The sequence below is a fragment of the Aliivibrio salmonicida LFI1238 genome (genome assembly GCF_000196495.1).
GTDB classification, from domain to species: Bacteria; Pseudomonadota; Gammaproteobacteria; order Enterobacterales; family Vibrionaceae; genus Aliivibrio; species Aliivibrio salmonicida.
Window position 1 is genome coordinate 564524 of sequence record NC_011312.1, and the last position, 23048, is coordinate 587571.

Here is a 23048-nt window from a genome sequence, read left to right on the forward strand (position 1 = left end):
TTTAATCTTATTTGTTGAAAATATTGGTAAGCGAGCGCTTTCAACGTGCGAAGCTATTGGTCGAGCGACTTTTATGCTTTTTGGGGCGATCATTGCAAAGCCTCAACCCGTAAGAATGTTTCCATTGTTATTGCAACAGCTGTATTCAGTCGGTGTGTTATCGCTTGTTATTATCGTGGTCTCTGGGCTGTTTATCGGCATGGTGATAAGCCTTCAAGGTTATGTGATTTTAGTCGATTACGGTGCAGAAACCAGTCTCGGCCAATTGGTGTCACTTTCGTTATTACGTGAATTAGGCCCTGTGGTTACCGCACTCTTATTTGCTGGGCGTGCCGGCTCTGCATTAACTGCAGAAATAGGGTTAATGAAAACGACAGAGCAGTTGTCTAGTATGGAAATGATGGCGATAGATCCTTTGCGTCGTATTATTGCCCCGCGCTTATGGGCGGGTGTTATTTCAATGCCATTACTGGCGATGATTTTTATGGCTGTGGGTATATGGGGTGGTCAAATTGTTGGTGTTGAATGGAAAGGTATTGATCACGGAAGCTTTTGGTCAGTAATGCAAGCATCGGTCGATGTACGCCACGACATTGTTAACAGTTTAATTAAGTGTGTCGTGTTTGCGTTTGTCGTGACATGGATTGCTTTATTTAATGGCTATGATGCGACCCCAACATCAGAAGGGATCTCATTAGCAACAACACGAACGGTAGTGCATTCGTCACTGGCGGTATTAGGAATTGATTTTGTGCTTACAGCACTGATGTTTGGGAATTAATCATGCAGCAAACACGTAAAATAGAATTATTAGTTGGATTTTTTGTTTTGGCTGGCGCGGCAGCGTTATTAATGTTGCTACTAAAAGTGGCCGATGTTCGTAGTGGTGGCAGTGGAGAGTACTACACTATTAATGCACAGTTCGATAATATCGGCAGCTTAAAGTCTCGCTCACCGGTTAAAATCGGGGGCGTTGTTGTCGGCCGTGTTTCCGGTATTACATTAGATATCGAAAGCTACTTACCGGTTGTCAGTATGCAAATTGATAAACAATTTGGCCAATTTCCTGAAACTTCTGCGGCACAAATTTTAACCGCCGGATTAATTGGTGAACAATATGTAGGTATCGTTCCTGGTTTTATTGATGAAGACATTGATATGCTTGGTGAGGGTGACTACATTGAAGACACCAAATCAGCATTAGTATTAGAAGATATGATAGGGCAAGTGCTGTATAGCATTGGTGGTGATTCATCAGAAAAAAGTGAGGATAAATAATGAAGTTAGGGATGAAAATCGTAGGGATCATACTTTCCCTTTTTATTGGTGTCGCTCAAGCTGAACCGATTGATAAAACCAAACCTTATGAAATGATGACAAAAGTCTCTGAAGACACTTTTGCTCGATTAAAAGCAGAGCAAGTCGCTATTCAAAAAGATCCCAATATATTAAAAACGGTCGTTGAAGAAGAATTGATGCCGTACGTTAATGTAAAGTATGCCGCGTATAAATTACTTGGGCCTCATCTAAAGAAAACCACGGCAGCAGAAAGAGAACAATTTGTGACGGCTTTTCGTGGCTACCTCGTGTCGTCATACGCTCAAGTATTAACGTTATATACTGATCAAAAAATCGAATTAGAGAAGCCAAAAGCGATTCCTGAAAAAAAATCTATCATTAGTGTTCGTGTTGATATTCTTGATTCAGCTCGTCCAACGGTAAAAGTAGATTTTAAATTACGTAAGAATAAGAAAACATCAGAGTGGCAAGCATTTGATATGGTAGCGGAAGGCGTGAGCTTATTATCGACAAAGCAATCTGAATGGAGTGCTAAGATTCGTAAAGAAGGCATTGAGTCAGTCAGTAAAGAATTAACCTCATTAGCCGCTCAACCTATTCGCTTAGAAGGAAGTAAGTAATGAGCGAAATGGATTTATGTGAGGCTAAATCTGATGAAATTAGCTTCAAAGGGACGCTTGATCGTGAGACTGTGCCTAATCTTTGGAATAAATTGACAGAATGGAAACCTAAACTTGAGCAAGTAAAGGTAGACTTAACTCACGTTAATCGTATTGACTCAGCAGGTGTTGTGTTACTTTTACACCTAATAGAGCATGCAAAAAAACAAAACTGTCATATAATGCTTGCTTTCGTCCCTGATCAGCTCATTACTTTAATTCAATTAAGTAATGTGGAATCATTGTTTGCTGATCACTTAATAACGCAAAAGGTAGAGTAATGGATAGCGCCGAGATTAAAGAATTATTAGACGCAGCACTTCAACTTCAAGAGATTCACGTTAAAGGTGAAGGAAGCCATTTTGAAGTTATTGCTGTGGATGAATCGTTCAATGGAATGAACAGAGTTAAAAAGCAACAAACCATCTATGGACCTTTGATGGAACACATCTCAACAAATACTATTCACGCTCTATCAATCAAAGCGTTTACTCCGGAAGAGTGGGCACGTGATAAAAAATTAAATAGCTTATTCTAAGAGGCCTTTTGAATGTATAAGTTCCGAATTCAAGGAAGCGATAAACCACTTTCAGGAGAGGTTACGATTTCTGGTGCAAAAAATGCTGCACTACCAATTTTATTCGCTGCATTACTTGCTGAAGAGCCAGTAGAAGTTGCCAATGTTCCTAAACTTCGTGATGTTGATACAACGATAGAGTTACTGCAACGCTTAGGCGCTAAGGTTTCTCGTAATGGTTCAGTTCATATTGATGCAAGCGAAGTTAATAACTTTTGTGCACCGTATGATTTAGTTAAAACGATGCGTGCATCAATTTGGGCACTCGGTCCATTGGTTGCACGTTTTGGTAAAGGCCAAGTATCTTTACCTGGTGGTTGTGCTATTGGTGCTCGTCCTGTTGACCTTCATATTCACGGTCTTGAGCAACTGGGTGCAACTATTAAGCTTGAAGACGGTTACGTTAAAGCTGAAGTTGATGGCCGCTTAAAAGGCGCACACATCGTTATGGATAAAGTCAGTGTTGGCGCAACCATCACGGTTATGTGTGCAGCGACTTTGGCTGAAGGCACGACTATTTTAGAAAACGCAGCGCGTGAACCTGAGATTGTAGATACTGCTCATTTCCTTAATGCTATTGGTGCGAAAGTATCAGGTATGGGAACCGATACGATTACTATTGAAGGCGTTGAACGTCTTGGTGGTGGATATCATGAAGTGGTTGCTGACCGTATAGAAACGGGGACATTCCTTGTCGCAGCTGCTGTATCTGGCGGTAAAGTCGTATGTAAAAATACGAAAGCGAGCCTACTTGAATCTGTTTTGGCTAAGCTTGAAGAAGCGGGCGCTAAAGTTGAATCTGGTGAAGACTGGATCAGTTTAGACATGACAGGCCGAGAGCTAAAAGCGGTAAATATCCGTACGGCTCCACATCCTGCATTTCCAACAGACATGCAAGCGCAATTCACATTGTTAAATATGATGGCGAAAGGTCCAGGTATTATTACGGAAACGATTTTTGAAAACCGTTTCATGCACATTCCTGAATTGCAACGTATGGGTGCTCACGCTGAGATTGAAGGTAATACTGCTATTTGTGGTGATACTGATGGTTTAAGTGGTGCTCAAGTAATGGCAACAGATTTAAGAGCCTCTGCAAGCCTTGTTATCGCAGGTTGTATAGCAAAAGGTGAAACAATTGTTGATCGTATTTATCATATCGACCGTGGTTATGATAAGATCGAAGACAAGTTAACCGCATTAGGCGCGAATATCGAAAGAGTTCGTAGTAGCGAATTATAATCTTCACGATTATTTAGGCTACATCAGTACTAAAGTGGAAACCGGGTATATATGACCCGGTTTTTTATTGTTTGTAATATAAGTACACTGAATTAGATATTGAGTGGAATGTATATATTTTAGGAGAAACACTTATGATTGCATTGTTACGCCTGATTGCTTTGGCTATCTTTGCTGTCTTTACGTTTGTATTTGGCTGTGGTTATTGCTTATTAAGCCCACGTAACCCAAAACACGTTTATACTTTTGGTCTTTGGTTTGCTCGTATGTCGCGAGTATTTGGTATTAAACTTGAAGTGCGAGTTCCTGAAAGTGTTAAAAATTCAGGACCAAGTTTATACATCGCAAACCATCAAAATAGCTGGGATTTGTTTACTGTCTCTGGGGCAATTCAACCAAGAACAGTGACTGTAGGTAAAAAAAGCATCGCGTGGATGCCGTTGTTTGGTCAACTGTATTGGATCACCGGTAATATTCTTATTGACCGTAATAATCGCAGTAAAGCGGTAGGTACGATTTCACAAGTTGCGGATAATATTAAGAAACGTAATGTCTCTGTATGGATGTTCCCAGAAGGAACGCGTTCTCGTGGTCGTGGTTTATTGCCATTTAAAACGGGTGCATTTCATGCGGCTATCGCTGCTGATGTTCCAGTGACTCCGATTGTGTGTAGTAATACGGAAGGCGTAAAACTAAATCGTTGGAATAACGGTGTGGTTATTGTCGAAATTTTACCGCCAGTAAGCCTTGATGGTTACACGAAAGCGAACGTTCGTGAATTAGCGAATGAATGTCGTGAACAAATGAAAGTTAAGCTAGAAGAATTAAATAAAGAAGTTGCAGAACGCAACCAAGCTTAAATTTTATAATTATTTTTAAGGGTATACGGATCTCCGTGTACCCTTTTTATTTTGATGTGTAGAAGAAATAATGAAAGAAGAAGTTGTCCTTGTTAATGCGCAAGGTGATGCCATTGGCACCATGGAAAAATTAGAAGCACATAAAAAAGGATTACTGCATTTAGCATTTTCGGTTTTGCTTTGCCGTGAAACAAAAGAGGGCAGAGAGTTTCTTTTGCAGAAACGAGCTGAATGTAAATATCACAGCAAAGGGAAATGGAGTAATACGTGCTGCTCTCACCCCCGAGTGAATGAAGCTATTGAGTCTGCAGGTGTTCGTCGTTTGGCTGAAGAGATTGGTATTACTGGAATTCAGGCCGAACAATTTGATAATTTGGGTTGGTTTATCGTAAGCGTGCGGGGAACTACACCTTGTCTTTTACATTCCAAGGTAAAAGTGAATCGATATCTGGCGATCCAACACATAAACGATCTAGACAATACCTAATATAATCGTAAGGGATTAATCCGTTTGCCTTTGCTGTTTCTACAATGCTGTAAAGCATTGCACTTGAATCTGCACCAGCCGTTGAACCCGAAAATAACCAGTTTTTCCGGCCGATAACAAACGGTTTAACCGCTCGCTCTGCTCGATTGTTATCAATAGATAACAATCCATCATCAATATAACGAACTAATTTATCCCATTGATTTAATGTATAGCTAATCGCCTCACCTAATTTTGTTTTAGGTGATACTCGACTAACTGCGCTATCAAGCCAATCACGGAGCTCTTTAAGTAAATCGCGGGCTTCTGTCTGCCTAGCAACATACTTGGCTTCAGGGGAAGCCTCTTTTAATAACGATTCGATCCGGTATAGCTTTTGGATTTTACTCAATACCCAATCTGCACTCCCTGTTTTCCCTTTTACTTGAACACGTTGAGCCTCAATAAATCGTCGACGTGCGTGTGCCCAACAGCCAACTAAAATCGCTTCAGTTTGTTCATAACCTTGGTAACCATCGGTATGTAAATACCCGTTATAACCTTTTAAAAAGTTAACTGGATGGTAGCCATGCCTGCTAGATTGATAATCATAAAGTACAATTCCAGGCAAAACACCAGAGCCTGGAGAATCATAGCCAGAGCAGTAGACCCACATATAACATTTTGCTTTTTCACATCCACACATTTACCGTTGTTCATCACAATGCAGAGTGGGTGTTCAGCAAATACGATGTACTCGTTATTAGAGGGGTAAATAGTACCGAGCATTTTATAACCAATCCGCCATCGTTCGCCGTCCAATAATGATACCCCATTGCTGAAATAACGTTTCTTGACGATAAAGTGGAAGACTGTATTGAAATTTAGCCGTAATAATTTGAGCAAGTAAACTTGCGGTCGCAATCCCTTTAGGGATTGGTGACGCTGGCATTGGGGCTTGTTTAATGTCTACTGAAGTATTGTTTTTTTCACAATTTCGGCAAGCATATTTAGGACGAACATGTTGAATAACTTCCACTTTAGCTGGTACAAATTCCAACTTTTCACTGATGTCTTTACCCATCGCATGCATCTCTAGACCGCAACACTTACAAGTTTTATCTTTTATGTCGTGGATAATAACAGTACGCGGTAAGTCTTCAGGTAAGCGTTGGCGTTTTGGCTTTTGACGAGTGTAGGTAATCGTTTGTGTGTCATCATTTTCAATGATGATTTCTTCTTCTGTTTCATTGAATAAATCAAATTGAGTCGAGTCAGATTCACTGCTTTTACCAAAGCGCTGATGTTGAGCCAGTCGAAATTGCTCTAGAAGACGGTTATATTTATTTTCAAGCTGAAGCACAAGTGCTTTCAGCTCGTCAATGGTATCAGGAAGTGGTTTTATTTTATCAGTCATGTAGATGACTATATAACGATAATACAGGTAATCAATCGGTTGCCTCCTATTCTTGACTGAGAATCAACTATTTAAAGGGTTGTTTGATAATGTACCGGTTGATGTCCTAAGATATCAAAACCTTGTAATAGCAGTGTCAGTTGCTGCTCTGATAATGCTAACGTATCGTTATTTATATTTCGTGGCCATTTGAAGCGGTCTTCATCTAATCGCTTGTACCATAAAGCGAATCCTGTTTTATCCCAATACAATATTTTGAGTTTATCACGAGGCTTATTGCAAAATATAAATAGAGCATCACTAAACGGTGATAGTTGCATTTCTTGCTCAACAATCACGACAAGGCCATTAATGGCCTTGCGAAAATCGACAAAATCACGATGAAGATAAATGGTGGAAACATCAGTAAATACATTCATGATTGATACCCTTTTAATAAGAGTCCTATCCAGTGAGGTTCAGTATTAGCTGGCAATGTTAATCGCAATTTTCCGATAGAAAGTTGAATATCTGGTAATTGTGGAGTGGCGTTAATCTTTTGTTTCCATCGTGCTTTACGTGCACTAAATGTCTTTGGCAGAATATTATGGTTACGACAAAATTCAGCGGCACTAAGCTTGCTAGATTGCTGAGATTCAAATAGAGCGTGCCATTGCTCTGGTGTTCTCTTTTTATCTTTTTGCATAATTACGTTCTCGTTAAATGAAAGATCGTAAGATACGCATAATGAATTTTATTTGTTAGGTGTAGTTCCCCGCACGCTTACGGTTTATCTATCAAGCCGAATTAGAAAATGGATTGAGTGAGCATGAACAAGATTATATCTTATTAGCGAATACGCCTGATGTTAGGTTTGAACTTAATCCGGAAGAAGTCAGTGACATTCAGTGGTGGAGTGAAACTAAAATTAAGCAGACGTTAGCAGTAAGCCCTACTGTATTTTCTGTTTGGTTTGAAACGGTGTATTCGAAAGTAATCCAATTTTTGGATAAAAAATAAGGCAGGTACTTTTCATTAAGTCTGCCTTATCTGATTTCATTTATTGTTTGTTAATGTTATTTACGAACAGCAATAGCTTCAATTTCGATACCAACATCTTTTGGAAGACGCGCAACTTCAACGCAAGAGCGAGCAGGGTAATTTGCTACGTTATGTTCATCAAAAAAGTTGCCGTACACTTCGTTTACTGTACCAAAGTCATTTAAGTCTTTCACAAATACCGTCATTTTAACGATATCAGAAACCGTTAGGCCTGAAGATTCAATAACGGCTTTCACATTCTCAAGAGATTGGCGTGCTTGCTCTGCGATATCATCAGATACTTCACCTGTTGCAGGGTTAACAGGGATTTGGCCAGAAGTCAGTACCATACTACCAAGATCAACACCTTGAATGTATGGACCAATTGCCGCTGGAGCGTTATCTGTATGAAGTACTTTAGTCATGATCTATTCCTTTTTGAATGAAGTGAACTTAAGCTCACCGATAAACTCAATATAAAACAAATGCGGATAAGAAAACAGCCCCGAGAATATCGAGGCTGAGAAGATGAAGACAATTTAATTCACTTTCGTTGTCGTCTGCTTAATGTAAATCGGTCACGACTTCTTGAGAGTATACTTTTTCACAATATTTGCACTTCAGATGGATGTTTCCTTTCTTAGCTATCACTTTAAAGCTGCTATCTACTGGCTCACCATGAGTAATGCAATTGCTGTTCGGACACTCAAATACCCCTGTGATTTGCTTAGGAAGAATTAGCGGTATCTTTTTAACGACTTCATAGTTCTCAATTTGATTAACGGTTGCGTGTGGTGCATACAACGCCAATTTACTCGCTTGTTCTGGTGTGACAAATGTATTTTCTATTTTCAGTAAATCTTTTGAGCCAAGCGCTGAAGACGGTAAGTTTAAGCCAATGGTCACACGCTCTGCTGTTTTGTCCATTTGGAACAATTTAAGCACTTTTACACCAATATTTGCAGGAATGTGATCGATAACGGTGCCGTTTTTGATTGCTTCAACACGTAATTCAGTTTTATTCGACATTTGATTTTCTTCCTTATAGTGATTCATTCAAAACAAGAGCAAGTAATGCTTGGCGAGCATAAACCCCATTTTCAGCTTGTTGGAAATAATACGCGTGTGGTGTTTTATCGACGTCGATATTAATTTCATCAATACGAGGAAGAGGGTGAAGCACTTTTAGGTTTTCACGTGCAGGTTTTAGATCCGCAGCAGATAAGATGTATGCAGACTTAATGTGTGCGTATTCTGATTCATCAAAGCGCTCTTTTTGAACTCGAGTCATGTATAGAATATCGAGTTCAGGAATGGCTTCTTCCATGCTATTTAGCAGTTGGTATTCAATACCAAGTTCATCTAACTCTTCACAAATGTAATCAGGCATCGCTAATACTTCTGGAGCAATAAAAAAGAATTTAACGCCATTAAACTTGGCCAATGCTTGAGTTAAAGAGTGAACCGTTCGGCCATATTTTAAATCACCAACAAAAGCGATATTTAGATTATCTAAGCGTCCTTGAGTTTCGTAGATAGTATAAAGATCCAAGAGGGTCTGAGTTGGGTGTTGGTTTGCACCATCTCCTGCATTAATTACCGGGGTGCCGTTTGAAAACTCAGAAGCAAGACGTGCTGCACCTTCTCTAGGGTGACGCATAACATAAGCATTAGCATAAGATGCAATGATTTGAACTGAATCGGCTAGCGTCTCACCTTTTTGAGCAAGGGAAGTATTTCCTGCACTATCAAAACCAATGACAGATCCACCTAAGCGTTGAATGGCGGTTTCGAAAGAAAGACGCGTTCGCGTGGATGCTTCAAAAAAGCAGCTCGCAATCACTTTGTTTTTTAACAAATCAGGTTGAGGTTCTTTTTTTATATTACCTGCCGTTTCCACAATCAGCTCTAACTCTTCGCGAGATAGCTCTGGAATAGAAATGATATGTTTTTGATATAGCGAGTTAGCCATAGTCTCTCTTCCCTTTTATTTATCATATTGAAATCAAAAAAAAGCCCCCTATAAAATAGGAGGCTTTAAAAATATCGGTAATTAGGAAACTCAAAAAATAGGGGACCACCGCACGTAGGGAGTGCAGATACTCGGTCGACCGCTGTATGAAGATAAGTTAATAACATCATAATTTCCTAGTAAATTGCGCGAAATTATACTCGTATCAAAATCCTAAGCAAGCGTTTGCATCAAACTTCTTTTGATTATTCTTGTTCTTATTCGGTATCTTAGATTTACTGGCCTAGAGTTGCGACCATTATGGCTTTTATTGTGTGCATGCGATTTTCGGCTTCATCAAATACAATGGAGTAATCCGATTCAAAAACTTCATCGGTCACTTCTAACCCATTCATCCCGTATTTTTCTGCTATCTCTTTACCTAGAGCGGTTTCATCATTATGGAAGGCAGGTAAACAATGCATGAATTTAACATTGGGGTTATTAGTGGCTTTTATTACGTTCATATTGATTTGATATGGCGTCATCAGAGCGACACGTTCATCCCAAGCTTCAGGGGCTTCGCCCATAGAAACCCAAACATCGGTATATAAAAAATCACACCCTTCAACACCCGTTGTTACGTCTTCGGTTAGAATGATTTTAGCGCCTGTTTGACTCGCAATTTCTTGGCATTGTGTTACTAGCGTATCTTCTGGCCAAAATTGTTTTGGTGCAACGAGACGGATCTCCATGCCCATTTTCGCTGCCCCTACCATTAGTGAGTTACCCATGTTATTGCGGGCATCCCCAAGGTAGGCAAATTTGATTTGATTTAATTGCTTATCTTCTGCGTATTCTTGCATAGTAAGGAAATCAGCGAGAATTTGAGTTGGATGAAATTCATCAGTGAGCCCATTCCATACTGGAACCCCTGCGTATTTACCAAGCTCTTCAACAATCGATTGCCCAAAGCCACGATATTCAATGCCATCATACATACGGCCCAATACACGAGCCGTATCTTTTATTGATTCTTTGTGACCAATTTGAGATCCAGAAGGCCCAAGATAAGTGACTTTAGCTCCTTGATCAAAGGCCGCGACTTCAAAAGCGCATCGAGTTCGAGTGGATGACTTTTCAAAAATAAGCGCAATATTTTTACCCGATAAACGCGGTTGTTCATAACCTGCGTATTTTGCTTTTTTTAAATCAGCAGATAAATCGAGTAAATGCTGAATTTCTTTAGGTGTGAAATCCAACAGTTTAAGAAAATTTCTATTACGTAAATTAAAAGCCATACCATGCTCCTTGGTGTTGTGCCAAATCTGAAAATTCATTTAAACATATAAATGCATTAAATGTGAATATATATTTTATTGTTTTGTGGGTTTTATTAAATACCATCTCTTTCTATTGGGCAGCTCATGCAGCGAGCACCTCCTCTACCTCGACCTAATTCATCCCCCATTATTGGTAGAACAGTAATACCCGCTTTATCGTATTTTTCATTGGTGTAGACATTACGTTCATACGCGACGACAACGCCAGGTTTAATTGTGAGCACATTATTAGCATCATGCCATTGCTCTCGTTCCGCTTCGTAACTATCCCCACCGGTGGTAATAATATTAAGAGAGTCAAGTTCTAATGCCTGCATTAGTGAGTGTTCAAAATTAGGTTTTTCTTGAATGGCTAATTGTTGATCCCCACAAGGAGTGATTGACCAACAAGGCATATTTTTATCGATAACTCGTGGATATACTGAAAATACATTATGGTCCATGTGTGTCATTACCGTATCTAAATGCATACAAGATCGGTTTTCAGGCAGTTTAATCGCGATAACTTGTTTGGCTTGTTCTGTTCTGAAAAGCTGTTTTGCTAGGTTTTCAATACCTTGTGGGGTTGTTCGCTCTGAGATCCCAACAAGTACATTTCCTTTGCCTATGATCAATACATCCCCACCTTCTATCGTCGCGTTATCGTAGTGGCGATTTTCATCCCCAAAGTAACGAGGGAAGGATTGATTTGAAAACAAAGGATGCCATTTATAAATGGCTCGCAAATGGTTGGATTCTCTTTTACGAGCGGCTTTTGCCATCGGGTTGATTGAAACGCCACCATAAATCCAACATGAAGTATCACGAGTAAATAAATGATTAGGAAGTGGGTCGATAACAAAATCGAACGGGTCACTCAATTGTTGAAGCATTGAAGGCGCTTTGAATGGTAATTCAATAAATGCTAATCCTCCCAATAAAATTGAGGCGAGCTCTTTGTTGTTTTTTTCGAGTAGAAAAGCCCTAATTTGATTAGCAAAGGTTGGACCAAAACGATAATGAGAAATTTGATGCCTTAATAACCATTGTTTCGCTTCTGGATGAGCGAGCGTCTCTTCGAGTAAATCTTGAAGTAATAAGACTTCAACATCTTGCTGTCTAAGTGTGGCAACAAATTGATCGTGTTCATGAAGCGCTTTTTCAACGGAGAGGACATCATCAAAAAGAAGGTTGTGACAGTTGGTTGGCGTTAAATGGCTTAATGCTCGCTCTGGACGATGAAGAATGACACGACGAAGTTGGCCAATTTCGGAGCCAACAAATAGCTTACTCATAAGATTCCTTTCTAATATTTACTGCTATAAGAGAAATAATACCGTATAGAAAGTATTATTTCTTTAATTATTGAAGTGCTAGGGAATTTGGATTGGGCAGGCTATAATGCTTAAGTTAATTTTTATTATTTTATACAGTGTGGAGCCTTACTATGTCTCAAGAAGACGAATATCTATCAGTTGAACAATTTCTTGAATTTCAAAAAATAGAAACGCGTGAAATTATTGAGTCGCTAAAAGCTGACGGAAGTGAGCCTGAAGCACTGTATGCTATCGAGCACCACTTGATGGCTGAAGACTTTAAAGCGCTTGAAAATGCCGTTGTTGAAGCATTTAAAATGGGTTTTGAAGTATTAGAAGCAGAAGAACTTGAAGATGAAAACGGTGCTAAAATTCTTTGCTGTGATGCAGTGATGGATTGTGCATTAGATGCTGACGTGATTGACTCTCAAGTAGAGAAATTAGTTCTGATCGCTGAGAAATTCGACATTATCTATGATGGTTGGGGTACATACTACGAAGGCGAAGACGCTGAGTATGACGTTATTGAAGATGGTGACGACGAATAACATTACCGTAGTACGGTAATAAAAGATAATGCCCTAGGCCTGTTGATAAACAGATACTGGGGCATTTTTTTAGGGATGAATATAGTAATGAACTCAAGAATTCTACTTAATGGGGAAAAGGCCTTATGGCAGCTATCACCATTAACAGATACAAGCCTACCGATTAAAGATATTCCGATCCAACAAGGTGTAGCATTCGCTTATGATGTGCTTTCTGTCGAAGATGCAAATCATCAAGAGTGGCACTTGATGCGTTTTTTTGATGTGGATGAAACCTTACTGAGCTACCCTGCGATAGAGTTAGTGATGAGTGGTGTTTCTCGTTATGCAGAAGTCAGAATTAACGGTGTGGCGGTATTTGATTGTAATGAATTGATGACGCGTTATCGTAAGGACATCAAAGAATACTTACAGTTAGGAGGCAATCGTTTTGAAATTCTTTTTCTAGAAGAAGACGATGAAGACTGGTTGTTAGATGATAATGAAGTCAGCGGTGTTTGCGAAATAAATCAAGCGTATTATCGCCGTTTTGGTGCAGTGCAAAGCATTGATATAAAAGATGACATTGGAGTTTTTGGTGTTTGTTTTTTTCAGCCTATCCCACACCTTTCTTTAAATCATATTAGTATCGAACAAATTTGGCACCATGGTTGTGAGTTAAAAGTAGACGTGCGTTTCCATACGTATAAACCCAATCTTATTTCTGCCAGTATTAAGTTTGATGGCATGACATTGACGCTTCCTGTGGATGTAAGAAGTGATCATGTGTCGGCGTTATTCCAAGTAGAAGCGCCAAAATATTGGGATGATCAAATGCAAAACTCAGATGATCTCTATGTAATTGACGTAATACTCGATGGTCAGCACCATGAACTTGAAATTGGCTTATGTCGAACAGAAAATGTGATTCACTTTCCTTTGTAAGTCATTTTAGTGAATTTATAGTAATGCCAGTAATCATAGGCAGTAGTCTTATTTTTTGATTACGAAAAAGAACCGATAATAAAAAGGCCGATGTATTAACATCGGCCTTTTTTATGCATTACGATAATATCAACCTAATAAAGATAAAAGGCTTACTTATAGTGCCGCAATCGTTTCTTTTTGTGCTTCTAGCTTAACAAGAGTTTCGTTATAGCCATCTAGCTTTTCACGTTCTTTAGCGATAACAACTTCAGGGGCTTTAGCAACGAAACCTTCGTTACCTAATTTACCTTCGATACGTTTAATCTCGCCTTGGATTTTCGCTACTTCTTTATCTAAACGAGCAAGTTCTGCATCTTTGTCAATAAGACCCGCCATTGGGATCATCAATTCAGATTTACCAACAAGAGAAGTCGCACATGCAGGCGTCTCTTCATTGTCGTCAAGCACTTTGATGCTGTCTAGTTTTGCTAGAGATGTGAGTACAATCTCATTTGCCTTAATACGCGCTGCGTCTTTCTCATCAGCCACTTTAATCATTACGTCTAAGCCTTTGCTTGGCGCTATGTCGTATTCTGCACGTAAATTACGGATGCTTGTAATGAAGGCTTTAACCCACTCAAGATCAGAAACAACATCAGCGTTGAAGTTTTCTTCATTAAACTGAGGTAATGCTTGAGTCATGATCGTTTCGCCTTCCACACCATCAACTAATGGCTTAACGCTCTGCCAGATTGATTCAGTGATGTAAGGAAGAATAGGGTGAGCAAGACGTAATGTCTTTTCAAGAACCGTGATCAATGTATAACGAGTTGCACGTTGTTGTGCTTCAGTACCTTTCCAAAGAACCGGTTTAGTTAGTTCTAAATACCAGTCACAGAATTGGTTCCAGATGAATTCATACAGAGTGTTCGCTGCCATATCTAGACGGTAGTTGTCTAGGTGAGCATTAAACTCTTTCGCTGCAACTTCAAACTGAGAAGTGATCCATTGGTCAGCTAGTGAGAACTCAAGCTCTGCACCTTCAGCCATGCCACAATCGTGCTCTTCTGTGTTCATCAATACGTAACGACTTGCGTTCCATAGTTTGTTACAGAAGTTACGGTAACCTTCAAGACGTTTCATATCCCAGTTGATATCACGACCTGTCGATGCCATTGCTGCAAGAGTGAAACGTAGGGCATCAGTACCGTAGGGTTCGATACCGCCTTCAAACGTTTTACGCGTTGCTTTTTCGATCTTCTTAGCCAGTTGAGGTTGCATCATGTTGCCACAACGTTTTTCAACTAATTCTTCAAGGCCGATACCATCGATCATATCGATAGGATCAAGTACATTACCTTTCGATTTAGACATTTTATCGCCATTTTCATCGCGGATAAGACCTGTCATGTAAACGGTTTTAAATGGTACTTGTGCATTGCCTTCTTCGTCTTTCACGAAGTGCATGGTCATCATGATCATACGAGCAACCCAGAAGAAGATAATATCAAAGCCTGATACTAGAACTTCTGATGGGTGGAATGTTTTAAGTGCGTCTGTGTTTTCAGGCCAGCCTTGTGTGCCAAACGTCCAAAGCGCAGAAGAGAACCACGTATCAAGTACATCGTCGTCTTGGCGAAGTACAACAACAGGTGCAAGGTTGTTTTTCTCACGAACTTCTTCTTCAGAACGACCAACGTAAACTTTACCGCTGTTGTCATACCAAGCAGGGATTCTGTGGCCCCACCAAAGTTGACGAGAAATACACCAATCTTGAACGTCACGCATCCAAGAGAAGTACATGTTTTCATATTGTTTAGGGACAAACTTGATTTGACCATCTTCAACCGCTTTAACTGCAGGCGCAGCAAGAGGAGCAGTACGTACGTACCATTGGTCAGTTAGCATTGGTTCGATAACAACACCACCACGGTCACCGTAAGGAACGGTTAAGTCATGATCTTTGATCTCTTCAAGGAGACCCAGTTCATCGAACTCAGCAACGATAGCTTTACGAGCAGCAAAGCGCTCCATGCCGTGATATTTAGCAGGAAGTTCAGCACTGTAGACATCACTTTCTTCACCGTTCGTTGTGAATACTTCAGCGGTTTCACGAATATCAGCGTTAAAAGTAAGGATGTTGATCATTGGCAGGCTATGACGTTTACCTACTTCGTAATCGTTAAAGTCATGAGCTGGAGTGATTTTCACACAACCCGTGCCTTTATCCATGTCCGCATGCTCATCGCCTACGATAGGAATTAAACGACCAACAATAGGCAGTTCAATGTGTTGACCGATCAGATCTTTGTAACGAGGATCTTCAGGGTTAACTGCAACGCCAGTATCACCAAGCATGGTTTCTGGACGAGTGGTTGCAACTACGATGTAGTCTTTACCATCAGCCGTTTTAACACCGTTTGCTAGTGGGTAGCGGAAATGCCACATGAAGCCTTTTTTGTCTTTGCTTTCAACTTCAAGATCAGAAATTGCGGTGTGCAATTTAGGATCCCAGTTTACTAGACGTTTACCACGGTAGATAAGGTCTTCTTCGAATAGACGAACAAACACTTCTTGAGTCGCAGCAGATAGACCGTCATCCATTGTGAATCGTTCACGATCCCAATCAACAGAGGCACCAAGACGACGAAGTTGCTTTGTAATTGTGCCGCCAGATTCTGCTTTCCATTCCCAAATTTTATCGATGAAAGTCTCACGACCGTAATCGTGTTTTGTTTTGCCTTCTTCAGCCGCAATCTTACGCTCAACAACCATTTGGGTCGCGATACCTGCGTGGTCAGTACCTACTTGCCAAAGGGTATTTTTTCCTTTCATACGTTCAGCACGGATCAGTGTATCCATGATCGTATCTTGGAAAGCGTGGCCCATGTGCAGGCTACCCGTGACGTTTGGTGGCGGGATCATGATGCTGTAAGCTTCTTTTGATGTGTCGCCATGAGGCTTAAAGTAGCCTTTTTCTTCCCAAGTCTGGTACAGAGCTTGTTCTATCGATTGCGGGTTATATGTCTTTTCCATAGTGTTCGTCACGAATATCTCTATTAAAAAGTGGAATGCCAAATATCATAGTTAATGGCTCTATCTGAAAAATGGTAATCAGTTGAGTCAGTTAGCTATGATGATTGGCATTATTTCAATGTCTCGGTTTGCATGGCGCGGCCTGCATTTCGGTATATTTTATACCTTTCTCGAGCGTGTTGTTTGACTTTTTCTTCACAGGGTACGAAGTCTACCACTTGAGCAAAGGAAACCGCAAAAGTTGCGACTTCTTGAGCTAAGTTTATTAGTACATGACGTCGCCCTGATGGGCGTAATGTTCCCCAGCCTATTTCTATCGGTGACCCTGATTTTGGTCCTTCGCCGATAAGATTATGAGGAATAAATTCAGAAACATCATTTTGCCAAAGCAATTCATCAATCAATAACGCCTGTTCTTTATCGTCACTTAAAATATAAACACGGGCATTTTGAGAGTAATAGTAATGAGCGAGCTGACACACAAACTTTAACAACCCAGGTTGGGTTGCAGCAGGTGAGGTCGATTCAAGTACATAGAATAAAGCTTGGCTCATAGTATCTCTTATATTTTACAACATAATGACGGAAATAAAGTCATTAAAAAAGGGCCTTAATATCGGCCCTTAATATCATGAAAGTGAGGAGGGTTACTCTACGCTTTCTGGACCTGAACGATTCAGTAAGAATTGGACAAGCAATGAGACTGGTCGGCCGGTAGAGCCTTTGTTTGCACCTGAAACCCAAGCGGTACCAGCACTATCAATGTGAGCCCAGTTGTATTTCTTAGCAAAACGAGCAAGGAAACAACCAGCGGTAATAGTACCACCTGCTTTACCACCAATATTTGCCATGTCAGCGAACGGGCTATTTAACTGTTCGTTGTATTCTTCGGACATTGGTAAACGCCATGCACGATCACCTGATTGCTCTGACGCATTAATCAGTTCATGTGCTAATGGATTATGGTTAGAAAGCAGACCGTTGATGTGGTGGCCTAAAGCAACAACACATGCACCGGTTAACGTCGCGACATCAACCACACAATCTGGTTCGTAGCGCTCAACATACGTTAATGCGTCACAAAGAACCAAACGACCTTCTGCATCGGTATTTAATACTTCAACGGTTTGGCCTGACATGGTTGTTAAAATATCACCGGGGCGGTAAGAGTTACTGCTTGGCATGTTTTCACAACCAGCAAGTATACCAACAACATTTAATGGAAGATTTAGCTTCGCAAGTGCTTTCATTGCGCCAAAGACAGAAGCGGCGCCACACATGTCGTATTTCATCTCATCCATGCTATCGCTAGGTTTCAAAGAGATACCGCCGGAATCAAATGTTAGGCCTTTGCCGATAAGGACAATTGGTTTTGCATCAGGATTCGGGTGGCCTTTGTATTCCATTACCGACATCATTGATTCATTGTGAGAGCCTTGGCCTACAGCTAGGTAAGACGTCATTCCCAATTTCTTCATTTCTTCTTCGCCAATAACTTTTGTCGTTACGGTTTCAAAGTCGTCAGCAAGGCGGCGTGCTTGAGAAGCAAGATAAGCAGGGTTTGCAACGTTTGGTGGCATGTTGCCTAAATCTTTTGATGCTTTAACGCCAGAAGAGATAGAAAGACCGTGATTGATGGCTTTCTCACCTAAGCTAAGCTCTCTACGAGTTGGTACATTAAATACTAACTTACGAAGTGGGCGACGAGTCTCAGGTTTATTACTCTTGAATTGATTGAATGTGTATAAACTGTCTTTGGTTGATTCAACCGCTTGACGTACTTTCCAATACGTATCACGGCCTTTAACGTGTAGTTCTGTAAGGAAACATACTGCTTCCATAGAGCCCGTTTCATTTAGTGTGCTGATGGTTTTTTTGATGATATCTTTATACTGGCGCTCACCAAGTTCACGCTCTTTACCACAACCGACTAATAAAACACGCTCAGAAAGAATATTTGGTACTTGATGTAATAACAGCATTTGACCCGGTTTACCTTCTAGATCACCACGGCGAAGTAATGAACTAATGTAACCGTCACTGATTTTATCAAGCTGTTCTGCTATTGGAGACAAACGACGTGGTTCAAAAACACCGACAACGATACATGCGCTGCGTTGTTTCTCTGGACTGCCACTTTTTACACTGAACTCCATGCGTACTCCTACATCCTAAAGACAAATAGAACTAAATGTTAGATAATGAGCAAAATCTAGTTAGATACTATAATATTAGTGTACCGATTTCGCAGGCTAACATTTAGCCAAAGATTAAAAAATAAATGGTTTACACGGAAATTATAGTGATTCTGACAAAAATACAAGTTTTCTATAGGTAGATTCGACGTGATTATTATTAGATATTTGATCAAGGAAACATTAAAGAGCCAATTAGCGATCTTTTTTGTGCTGTTTTTGATCTTTATGAGCCAAAAATTTATACAGATTTTAGCCGATGCATCGGATGGAGATATTCCGGGGGGATTAATTTTATCATTAGTTGGCTATAACATGCCTGCAATGGGGCTATTGATGCTGCCTCTGAGTATTTTTATTGGTATTTTGCTGACCTTCGGTCGCCTATATGCAGAAAGTGAAATTACGGTAATGAATGCGACAGGGATGGGGAATTCAATCCTTATTCGAGCTGCGCTTTATCTTGCATTAATTACAGGCAGTATTGCGGCAGTGAACTCACTTTGGTTATCGCCTTGGAGCCAAGAGCAAAGTACCAAGTTGATGGAAAATGTAGAATCAGATGCCGGTATTGAACTCTTACAGAAAGGGCAGTTTAAGCCGTCTCCGGATGGTAAAGCCGTTGTTTTTATAGATGATATTAGCGACAAAGGCGGAAAGCATTTAGTTAATATATTTTTAGCACAGCCAGTACCTAATGATTCATTGAGACCAAGTGTCCTGATTTCTGAAAAAGGAACGGTTAAGCAATTAGACGATGGTCGCCAAGTGTTGGTGCTTGATAACGGCACTCGTTATGAAGGAATACCGACTCGTCTTGATTACCTTGAAAGTAATTTTGAATCTTACGAAGTTCTTATTGGTCAAAAAGAAGTGAAAGAAAAACGTCGGGATTGGGACGCACTTCCAACGTTAGATCTAATTAAACGCACAGAATTAGAAGCCAAAGCTGAATTGCAATGGCGTATTTCTTTAATTTTGTGTATCCCATTATTGACGATGGTGGTGGTACCGTTATCGGCGGTTAACCCTCGACAAGGGCGGTTTGCTAAACTTGCCCCAGCGATTTTATTGTATCTGGCTTATTTCTTATCATTAAGTGCGGGTAAATCAGCGATAGAAGAGGGAAGTTTGCATCCATCCGTTGGATTGTGGGCTATTAATGCCGTGCTACTGATTATTGGTATAATATTGAACTCAATGGACAGTGTTTTTGTGAGAAAGCTGAAAGATAAGATGCGGAGAAAACCAAAACATGTTTAAGATTTTAGATTGGTATATAGGCCGTACTATTATCGCGACATCATCACTGTGTTTAGTGACGTTAGTCGGTTTGTCATCAATCATTAAGTACGTTGAACAATTACGTAAGGTTGGTAAAGGGACATACGATCTTCTTGATGCGTTGTATTTCGTCATATTAAGTATGCCACGTGATATTGAGATGTTCTTTCCTATGGCAGCTTTACTTGGTGCTTTGATTGGCCTAGGCATGCTAGCGGCAAGTTCTGAGCTAGTTGTAATGCAAGCGGCTGGCTATTCTAAGTTAGATATTGGTATCTCTGTATTAAAAACGGCCATTCCATTAATGCTGATGGTAATGGCATTAGGGCAATGGGGCGCGCCTCAAGCTCAGAAGATGGCTCGTGATTTACGTGCATTTTCTATCTCAGGAGGCAATATTGCTTCAATGAGAACTGGTGTGTGGGCTAAAGATGGGAATGATTTCATCTATCTATCTCGCGTTGATGACCAAGCTAAACTGTATGGCGTTACGCTATGGCAGTTTGATAAAGAGAGAAAGTTAGATGACATTGTTTTTGCTAAAAAAGCAGAATATGAATCTAAAGAAGAAGGATGGAAACTGATTGATGTTTCCATCACTGATATGAAAGATGAGAATATAATTACAGAGAAAAAACTCGATTCCTTAAGTTGGTCGACGACATTAACGCCTGATAAATTAGCCGTTGTTAGTGTGAAGCCTGAAGAACAATCTTTAACGGGGCTGTATGATTATGTTAACTATTTAAAAGATTCAGAATTAGATGCTTCCCGCTATGAATTGGCATTTTGGCGTAAGGCGTTACAACCAATATCTGTTGCGGTAATGATGCTCTTAGCACTGTCTTTTGTTTTTGGGCCATTACGTAGTGTAACGATGGGGGCGAGAATACTTTCTGGTGTGATTGCCGGGTTTAGTTTTTATATTTCCAATGAAGTGTTTGGCCCAATGACCTTGGTGTATAATATACATCCTATTTTTGGCGCTTTGGGGCCCAGTTTTGTCTTTCTTTTGATTACCTTAGGGTTATTAAATAGAAAGCTCTAGTATAAATAGTATTGATTATAGAAAAGGAGATACGACTAAGTATCTCCTTTTTTTGTACGTAAAAAATAGAGAGAAGCTAAACCGCTTTGTCTAATACGATGACTTGTGTCTTAGCCCATGTATCTTGAAATGCTGAGTTATCTTGAGAGATAAAAACAAGGAAGTTACCCAATCCAAAAGCTGAGGTCGACATACGGATAATGGCTTGAGTTAAGGTAATTGGTGAACCATCAAACTGTTGAACTTGAAGTTTCCATGCACGCATACCAAGTGTTTGTCCTTTACACCAGAAATAGGCAAAAAATCCAACAAAAACAGAGATCAGAGTGATTGGGTATAAATTACTCCACATTGGGTCGTTATTTAGATAAGAGCTAACATCAGGGTAGCTACCATAGCTAATTAATCCCATACCATAGAGCATCTCAAGGGTTGCTACAATTATCCCACCAGTAAGCATCATAATAGCGCTGATAATGAGCGTGTCGTAAAACCAAGCTCCCATACGACGCATAAAGCCTGCTTGTTTTTGTGTCTTCATTTTTTCTTCCATAAATTTAAAAAACTAGCAGCAGTATAACGACAGAAGAGTTAAAAATGAAAAGTTGATTGTAAATAACTGTTGAATATTTCAGCAAACAATACGGTAGAGTAATAAAGAGCTTGCGCGACTATGATCTCTGAGTATAATCAACCGCATCAAGCAGCAATGCTGATAAAGCCGGTATGGTGAAATTGGTATACACGAGGGATTCAAAATCCCTTTCCGAAAGGAGTGGCGGTTCAAGTCCGCCTACCGGTACCACATTTAAATGACAAAGCCTCGATGAAAATCGGGGCTTTGTTGTATCTGGGATATGGAAAGTATCTGCGATATAGAAAAATACTCAATAGTTCTGTAGATATAAAAAGCCCCGACCGAAGTCAGGGCTTTAATGTTTGTAGAAAACGATTATTTATTCTCTTCAAGCTTCGCTTTTGCTTCTTCTACTTTTGAAAAATCCAAACCTAATTCTTCAACCGCTTCTTTAATTAAGCTAGGGTTTGTCATTACCATCATCATTAATGGTTGTAGTTTTTCTTGTGGAATACCTAAGCTTTGAATGGTTGCCATTGCCGCTAATGGATTTTGTGTTAGCGCTTGAAATACTTCTGTGATTTTTTCATCGCTAACATTGTGTTCTTTTAGTGTTTGGATAATTGGGTTCATTAGAACGATCCTCATTTAAATGGATGTTTTATGTTTGAGTTTACTGGTTCAAACATAAAGTCATAAAACTAATTACTATAAATAATGGCTGCCTAGAATCATCAACCAAGTAAAACCGGCAAGGCATAGAGCGACGAAGACAGCCGAAGAGCCAATGTCTTTTGCTCTACCACTTAACTCATGATGTTCAGGTCCAATACGGTCTACAACGGCTTCTATGGCTGAATTAAGCAGCTCAACGATAAATATTAAGACAAAGACACCAATCAACAAGATCTTTTCTACAATGGTGACATCAAGCAATAGAGCGATAGGCGCCGTAATGACAAGCATTGCAAATTCTTGACGAACAGCGGCTTCATGCTTAAATGCAGCTTTCAGTCCTTGCATAGAAAATTGTGTGGCTTTAATTACTCGTTTTATCCCAGTGTTTGCTGGTTTCCCTGATGGAGTATCTGTCATGGTGTAGCCTTAATGGAGAAGTAATATTAATGTCCAATAACATCAAATGATACGTGAAATTGGGATTGGTAAGAATGGGTATTATGGTAGTGTCGAGTTTATTAAATAACAAGCATAAAAAAAGCCTCGTCAAATGACGAGGCTTTTTAAATGGCTCCCTTTGCTGGACTTGAACCAGCGACATACGGATTAACAGTCCGGCGTTCTACCAACTGAACTAAAAGGGAATT

General features: G+C 40.0%; 26 protein-coding genes, 2 tRNA genes and 2 pseudogenes. 14 read left to right on the forward strand and 16 right to left on the reverse strand.

All coding sequences use genetic code 11. The features are described 5' to 3' along the window. Positions 1-4: 4 nt before the first annotated feature. The 8 genes and pseudogenes from mlaE to VSAL_RS02895 all read left to right on the forward strand — a co-directional run. Positions 5-781: a lipid asymmetry maintenance ABC transporter permease subunit MlaE gene (gene mlaE, locus VSAL_RS02860; RefSeq protein WP_158007230.1), complete on the forward strand. Its 777-nt coding sequence runs from the start codon at positions 5-7 to the stop codon at positions 779-781. A gap of 2 nt (positions 782-783) precedes the next feature. Beyond that, positions 784-1278 (forward strand): outer membrane lipid asymmetry maintenance protein MlaD, encoded by a 495-nt coding sequence (mlaD, locus tag VSAL_RS02865; protein ID WP_012549319.1) that lies wholly within the window; start codon positions 784-786, stop codon positions 1276-1278. Beyond that, positions 1278-1919, forward strand: a complete 642-nt coding sequence (gene mlaC, locus VSAL_RS02870) for a phospholipid-binding protein MlaC (RefSeq protein WP_012549320.1) — start codon at positions 1278-1280, stop codon at positions 1917-1919. Before mlaD ends, mlaC begins: the two co-directional genes overlap by 1 nt. Then, entirely contained in the window at positions 1919-2239 is a 321-nt protein-coding gene (locus VSAL_RS02875) for an STAS domain-containing protein (RefSeq protein WP_012549321.1), read from the forward strand. The genes mlaC and VSAL_RS02875 overlap by 1 nt, the downstream gene beginning before the upstream one ends. Beyond that, complete coding sequence (gene ibaG / locus VSAL_RS02880) at positions 2239-2496, forward strand: BolA family iron metabolism protein IbaG (RefSeq protein WP_012549322.1); 258 nt, start codon at positions 2239-2241, stop codon at positions 2494-2496. Before VSAL_RS02875 ends, ibaG begins: the two co-directional genes overlap by 1 nt. A 12-nt stretch (positions 2497-2508) precedes the next feature. Further along, positions 2509-3777 carry a UDP-N-acetylglucosamine 1-carboxyvinyltransferase gene (murA, locus tag VSAL_RS02885; RefSeq protein ID WP_012549323.1) on the forward strand — a complete coding sequence of 423 codons (1269 nt, stop codon included), beginning with the start codon at positions 2509-2511 and terminating at the stop codon, positions 3775-3777. A gap of 134 nt (positions 3778-3911) precedes the next feature. Then, a complete protein-coding gene (locus VSAL_RS02890; RefSeq protein WP_012549324.1) occupies positions 3912-4637 on the forward strand; it encodes a 1-acylglycerol-3-phosphate O-acyltransferase in 726 nt (241 codons plus the stop codon). Between the two features lie 70 nt (positions 4638-4707). Beyond that, positions 4708-5025: pseudogene (locus VSAL_RS02895) on the forward strand (isopentenyl-diphosphate Delta-isomerase); the annotation flags it as partial. A gap of 16 nt (positions 5026-5041) precedes the next feature. Here the strand turns inward: VSAL_RS02895 and VSAL_RS24220 are convergent. The 4 genes and pseudogenes from VSAL_RS24220 to tnpA all read right to left on the reverse strand — a co-directional run bounded on the left by VSAL_RS24220 (position 5042) and on the right by tnpA (position 7205). Beyond that, entirely contained in the window at positions 5042-5182 is a 141-nt protein-coding gene (locus tag VSAL_RS24220; protein WP_340638889.1) for a transposase domain-containing protein, read from the reverse strand. After that, positions 5165-6520 (reverse strand): annotated as a pseudogene (gene tnpC, locus VSAL_RS02900) (IS66 family transposase); the annotation flags it as partial. The gene VSAL_RS24220 and the pseudogene tnpC, both read right to left, overlap by 18 nt. A gap of 71 nt (positions 6521-6591) precedes the next feature. After that, a complete protein-coding gene (gene tnpB, locus VSAL_RS02905; RefSeq protein ID WP_012548924.1) occupies positions 6592-6939 on the reverse strand; it encodes an IS66 family insertion sequence element accessory protein TnpB in 348 nt (115 codons plus the stop codon). Beyond that, a complete protein-coding gene (gene tnpA, locus VSAL_RS02910; protein WP_012549325.1) occupies positions 6936-7205 on the reverse strand; it encodes an IS66 family insertion sequence element accessory protein TnpA in 270 nt (89 codons plus the stop codon). The genes tnpB and tnpA overlap by 4 nt, the downstream gene beginning before the upstream one ends. A 113-nt stretch (positions 7206-7318) precedes the next feature. Here tnpA and VSAL_RS02915 point away from each other — a divergent pair, with 113 nt between their 5' ends. Further along, on the forward strand, positions 7319-7519 hold the full coding sequence (locus tag VSAL_RS02915) for an NUDIX hydrolase (RefSeq protein WP_231850872.1): 201 nt from the start codon (positions 7319-7321) through the stop codon (positions 7517-7519). A 56-nt stretch (positions 7520-7575) separates the two neighbouring features. On the opposite strand, the gene VSAL_RS02920 is transcribed toward VSAL_RS02915, so the two are convergent. The 5 genes from VSAL_RS02920 to arcA all read right to left on the reverse strand — a co-directional run bounded on the left by VSAL_RS02920 (position 7576) and on the right by arcA (position 12108). Then, on the reverse strand, positions 7576-7965 hold the full coding sequence (locus VSAL_RS02920; RefSeq protein WP_012549326.1) for a RidA family protein: 390 nt from the start codon (positions 7963-7965) through the stop codon (positions 7576-7578). A gap of 139 nt (positions 7966-8104) precedes the next feature. Next, positions 8105-8569 (reverse strand): aspartate carbamoyltransferase regulatory subunit, encoded by a 465-nt coding sequence (pyrI, locus tag VSAL_RS02925; RefSeq protein ID WP_012549327.1) that lies wholly within the window; start codon positions 8567-8569, stop codon positions 8105-8107. A gap of 13 nt (positions 8570-8582) precedes the next feature. Next, positions 8583-9512, reverse strand: coding sequence for an aspartate carbamoyltransferase (gene pyrB, locus VSAL_RS02930; RefSeq protein ID WP_012549328.1), 930 nt, complete (start codon positions 9510-9512; stop codon positions 8583-8585). A 275-nt stretch (positions 9513-9787) separates the two neighbouring features. Beyond that, positions 9788-10792 carry an ornithine carbamoyltransferase gene (gene argF, locus VSAL_RS02935; RefSeq protein WP_012549329.1) on the reverse strand — a complete coding sequence of 335 codons (1005 nt, stop codon included), beginning with the start codon at positions 10790-10792 and terminating at the stop codon, positions 9788-9790. 95 nt (positions 10793-10887) lie between these two features. Next, positions 10888-12108 carry an arginine deiminase gene (gene arcA, locus VSAL_RS02940; protein WP_012549330.1) on the reverse strand — a complete coding sequence of 407 codons (1221 nt, stop codon included), beginning with the start codon at positions 12106-12108 and terminating at the stop codon, positions 10888-10890. 152 nt (positions 12109-12260) lie between these two features. On the opposite strand from arcA, the gene rraB reads away from it, so the two are divergent. Both rraB and VSAL_RS02950 read left to right on the forward strand, forming a co-directional pair. Further along, positions 12261-12677, forward strand: coding sequence for a ribonuclease E inhibitor RraB (gene rraB, locus VSAL_RS02945; RefSeq protein ID WP_012549331.1), 417 nt, complete (start codon positions 12261-12263; stop codon positions 12675-12677). 87 nt (positions 12678-12764) lie between these two features. Next, positions 12765-13601, forward strand: coding sequence for a glycosyl hydrolase 2 galactose-binding domain-containing protein (locus VSAL_RS02950; protein ID WP_012549332.1), 837 nt, complete (start codon positions 12765-12767; stop codon positions 13599-13601). Positions 13602-13757: 156 nt separating this feature from the next. Here VSAL_RS02950 and VSAL_RS02955 read toward each other — a convergent pair whose 3' ends face one another. The 3 genes from VSAL_RS02955 to pepA all read right to left on the reverse strand — a co-directional run bounded on the left by VSAL_RS02955 (position 13758) and on the right by pepA (position 18775). Continuing rightward, the gene (locus VSAL_RS02955) at positions 13758-16619 is read right to left on the reverse strand and encodes a valine--tRNA ligase (RefSeq protein ID WP_012549333.1); all 2862 of its coding nucleotides are present in this window, start codon (positions 16617-16619) and stop codon (positions 13758-13760) included. Between the two features lie 110 nt (positions 16620-16729). Next, positions 16730-17173 carry a DNA polymerase III subunit chi gene (locus tag VSAL_RS02960; protein ID WP_012549334.1) on the reverse strand — a complete coding sequence of 148 codons (444 nt, stop codon included), beginning with the start codon at positions 17171-17173 and terminating at the stop codon, positions 16730-16732. A 93-nt stretch (positions 17174-17266) separates the two neighbouring features. Continuing rightward, positions 17267-18775, reverse strand: coding sequence for a leucyl aminopeptidase (gene pepA / locus VSAL_RS02965; protein WP_012549335.1), 1509 nt, complete (start codon positions 18773-18775; stop codon positions 17267-17269). A gap of 189 nt (positions 18776-18964) precedes the next feature. On the opposite strand from pepA, the gene lptF reads away from it, so the two are divergent. Both lptF and lptG read left to right on the forward strand, forming a co-directional pair. Continuing rightward, the gene (gene lptF / locus VSAL_RS02970; RefSeq protein WP_012549336.1) at positions 18965-20077 is read left to right on the forward strand and encodes an LPS export ABC transporter permease LptF; all 1113 of its coding nucleotides are present in this window, start codon (positions 18965-18967) and stop codon (positions 20075-20077) included. Continuing rightward, the gene (gene lptG / locus VSAL_RS02975) at positions 20070-21146 is read left to right on the forward strand and encodes an LPS export ABC transporter permease LptG (RefSeq protein ID WP_012549337.1); all 1077 of its coding nucleotides are present in this window, start codon (positions 20070-20072) and stop codon (positions 21144-21146) included. Before lptF ends, lptG begins: the two co-directional genes overlap by 8 nt. Positions 21147-21222: 76 nt before the next feature. On the opposite strand, the gene VSAL_RS02980 is transcribed toward lptG, so the two are convergent. Continuing rightward, positions 21223-21687: an RDD family protein gene (locus tag VSAL_RS02980; protein ID WP_026025514.1), complete on the reverse strand. Its 465-nt coding sequence runs from the start codon at positions 21685-21687 to the stop codon at positions 21223-21225. A gap of 179 nt (positions 21688-21866) precedes the next feature. Between VSAL_RS02980 and VSAL_RS02985 the strand changes: the two genes are divergently transcribed. Then, positions 21867-21951: transfer RNA gene (locus tag VSAL_RS02985), tRNA-Leu, on the forward strand. 147 nt (positions 21952-22098) lie between these two features. On the opposite strand, the gene VSAL_RS02990 is transcribed toward VSAL_RS02985, so the two are convergent. The 3 genes from VSAL_RS02990 to VSAL_RS03000 all read right to left on the reverse strand — a co-directional run bounded on the left by VSAL_RS02990 (position 22099) and on the right by VSAL_RS03000 (position 23045). Beyond that, positions 22099-22356 carry a DUF2999 domain-containing protein gene (locus tag VSAL_RS02990; RefSeq protein ID WP_012549339.1) on the reverse strand — a complete coding sequence of 86 codons (258 nt, stop codon included), beginning with the start codon at positions 22354-22356 and terminating at the stop codon, positions 22099-22101. Between the two features lie 75 nt (positions 22357-22431). Further along, the gene (locus VSAL_RS02995) at positions 22432-22818 is read right to left on the reverse strand and encodes a diacylglycerol kinase (RefSeq protein WP_012549340.1); all 387 of its coding nucleotides are present in this window, start codon (positions 22816-22818) and stop codon (positions 22432-22434) included. 151 nt (positions 22819-22969) lie between these two features. Beyond that, positions 22970-23045 (reverse strand) — tRNA-Asn (locus tag VSAL_RS03000). Between the last annotated feature and the right edge of the window lie 3 nt (positions 23046-23048).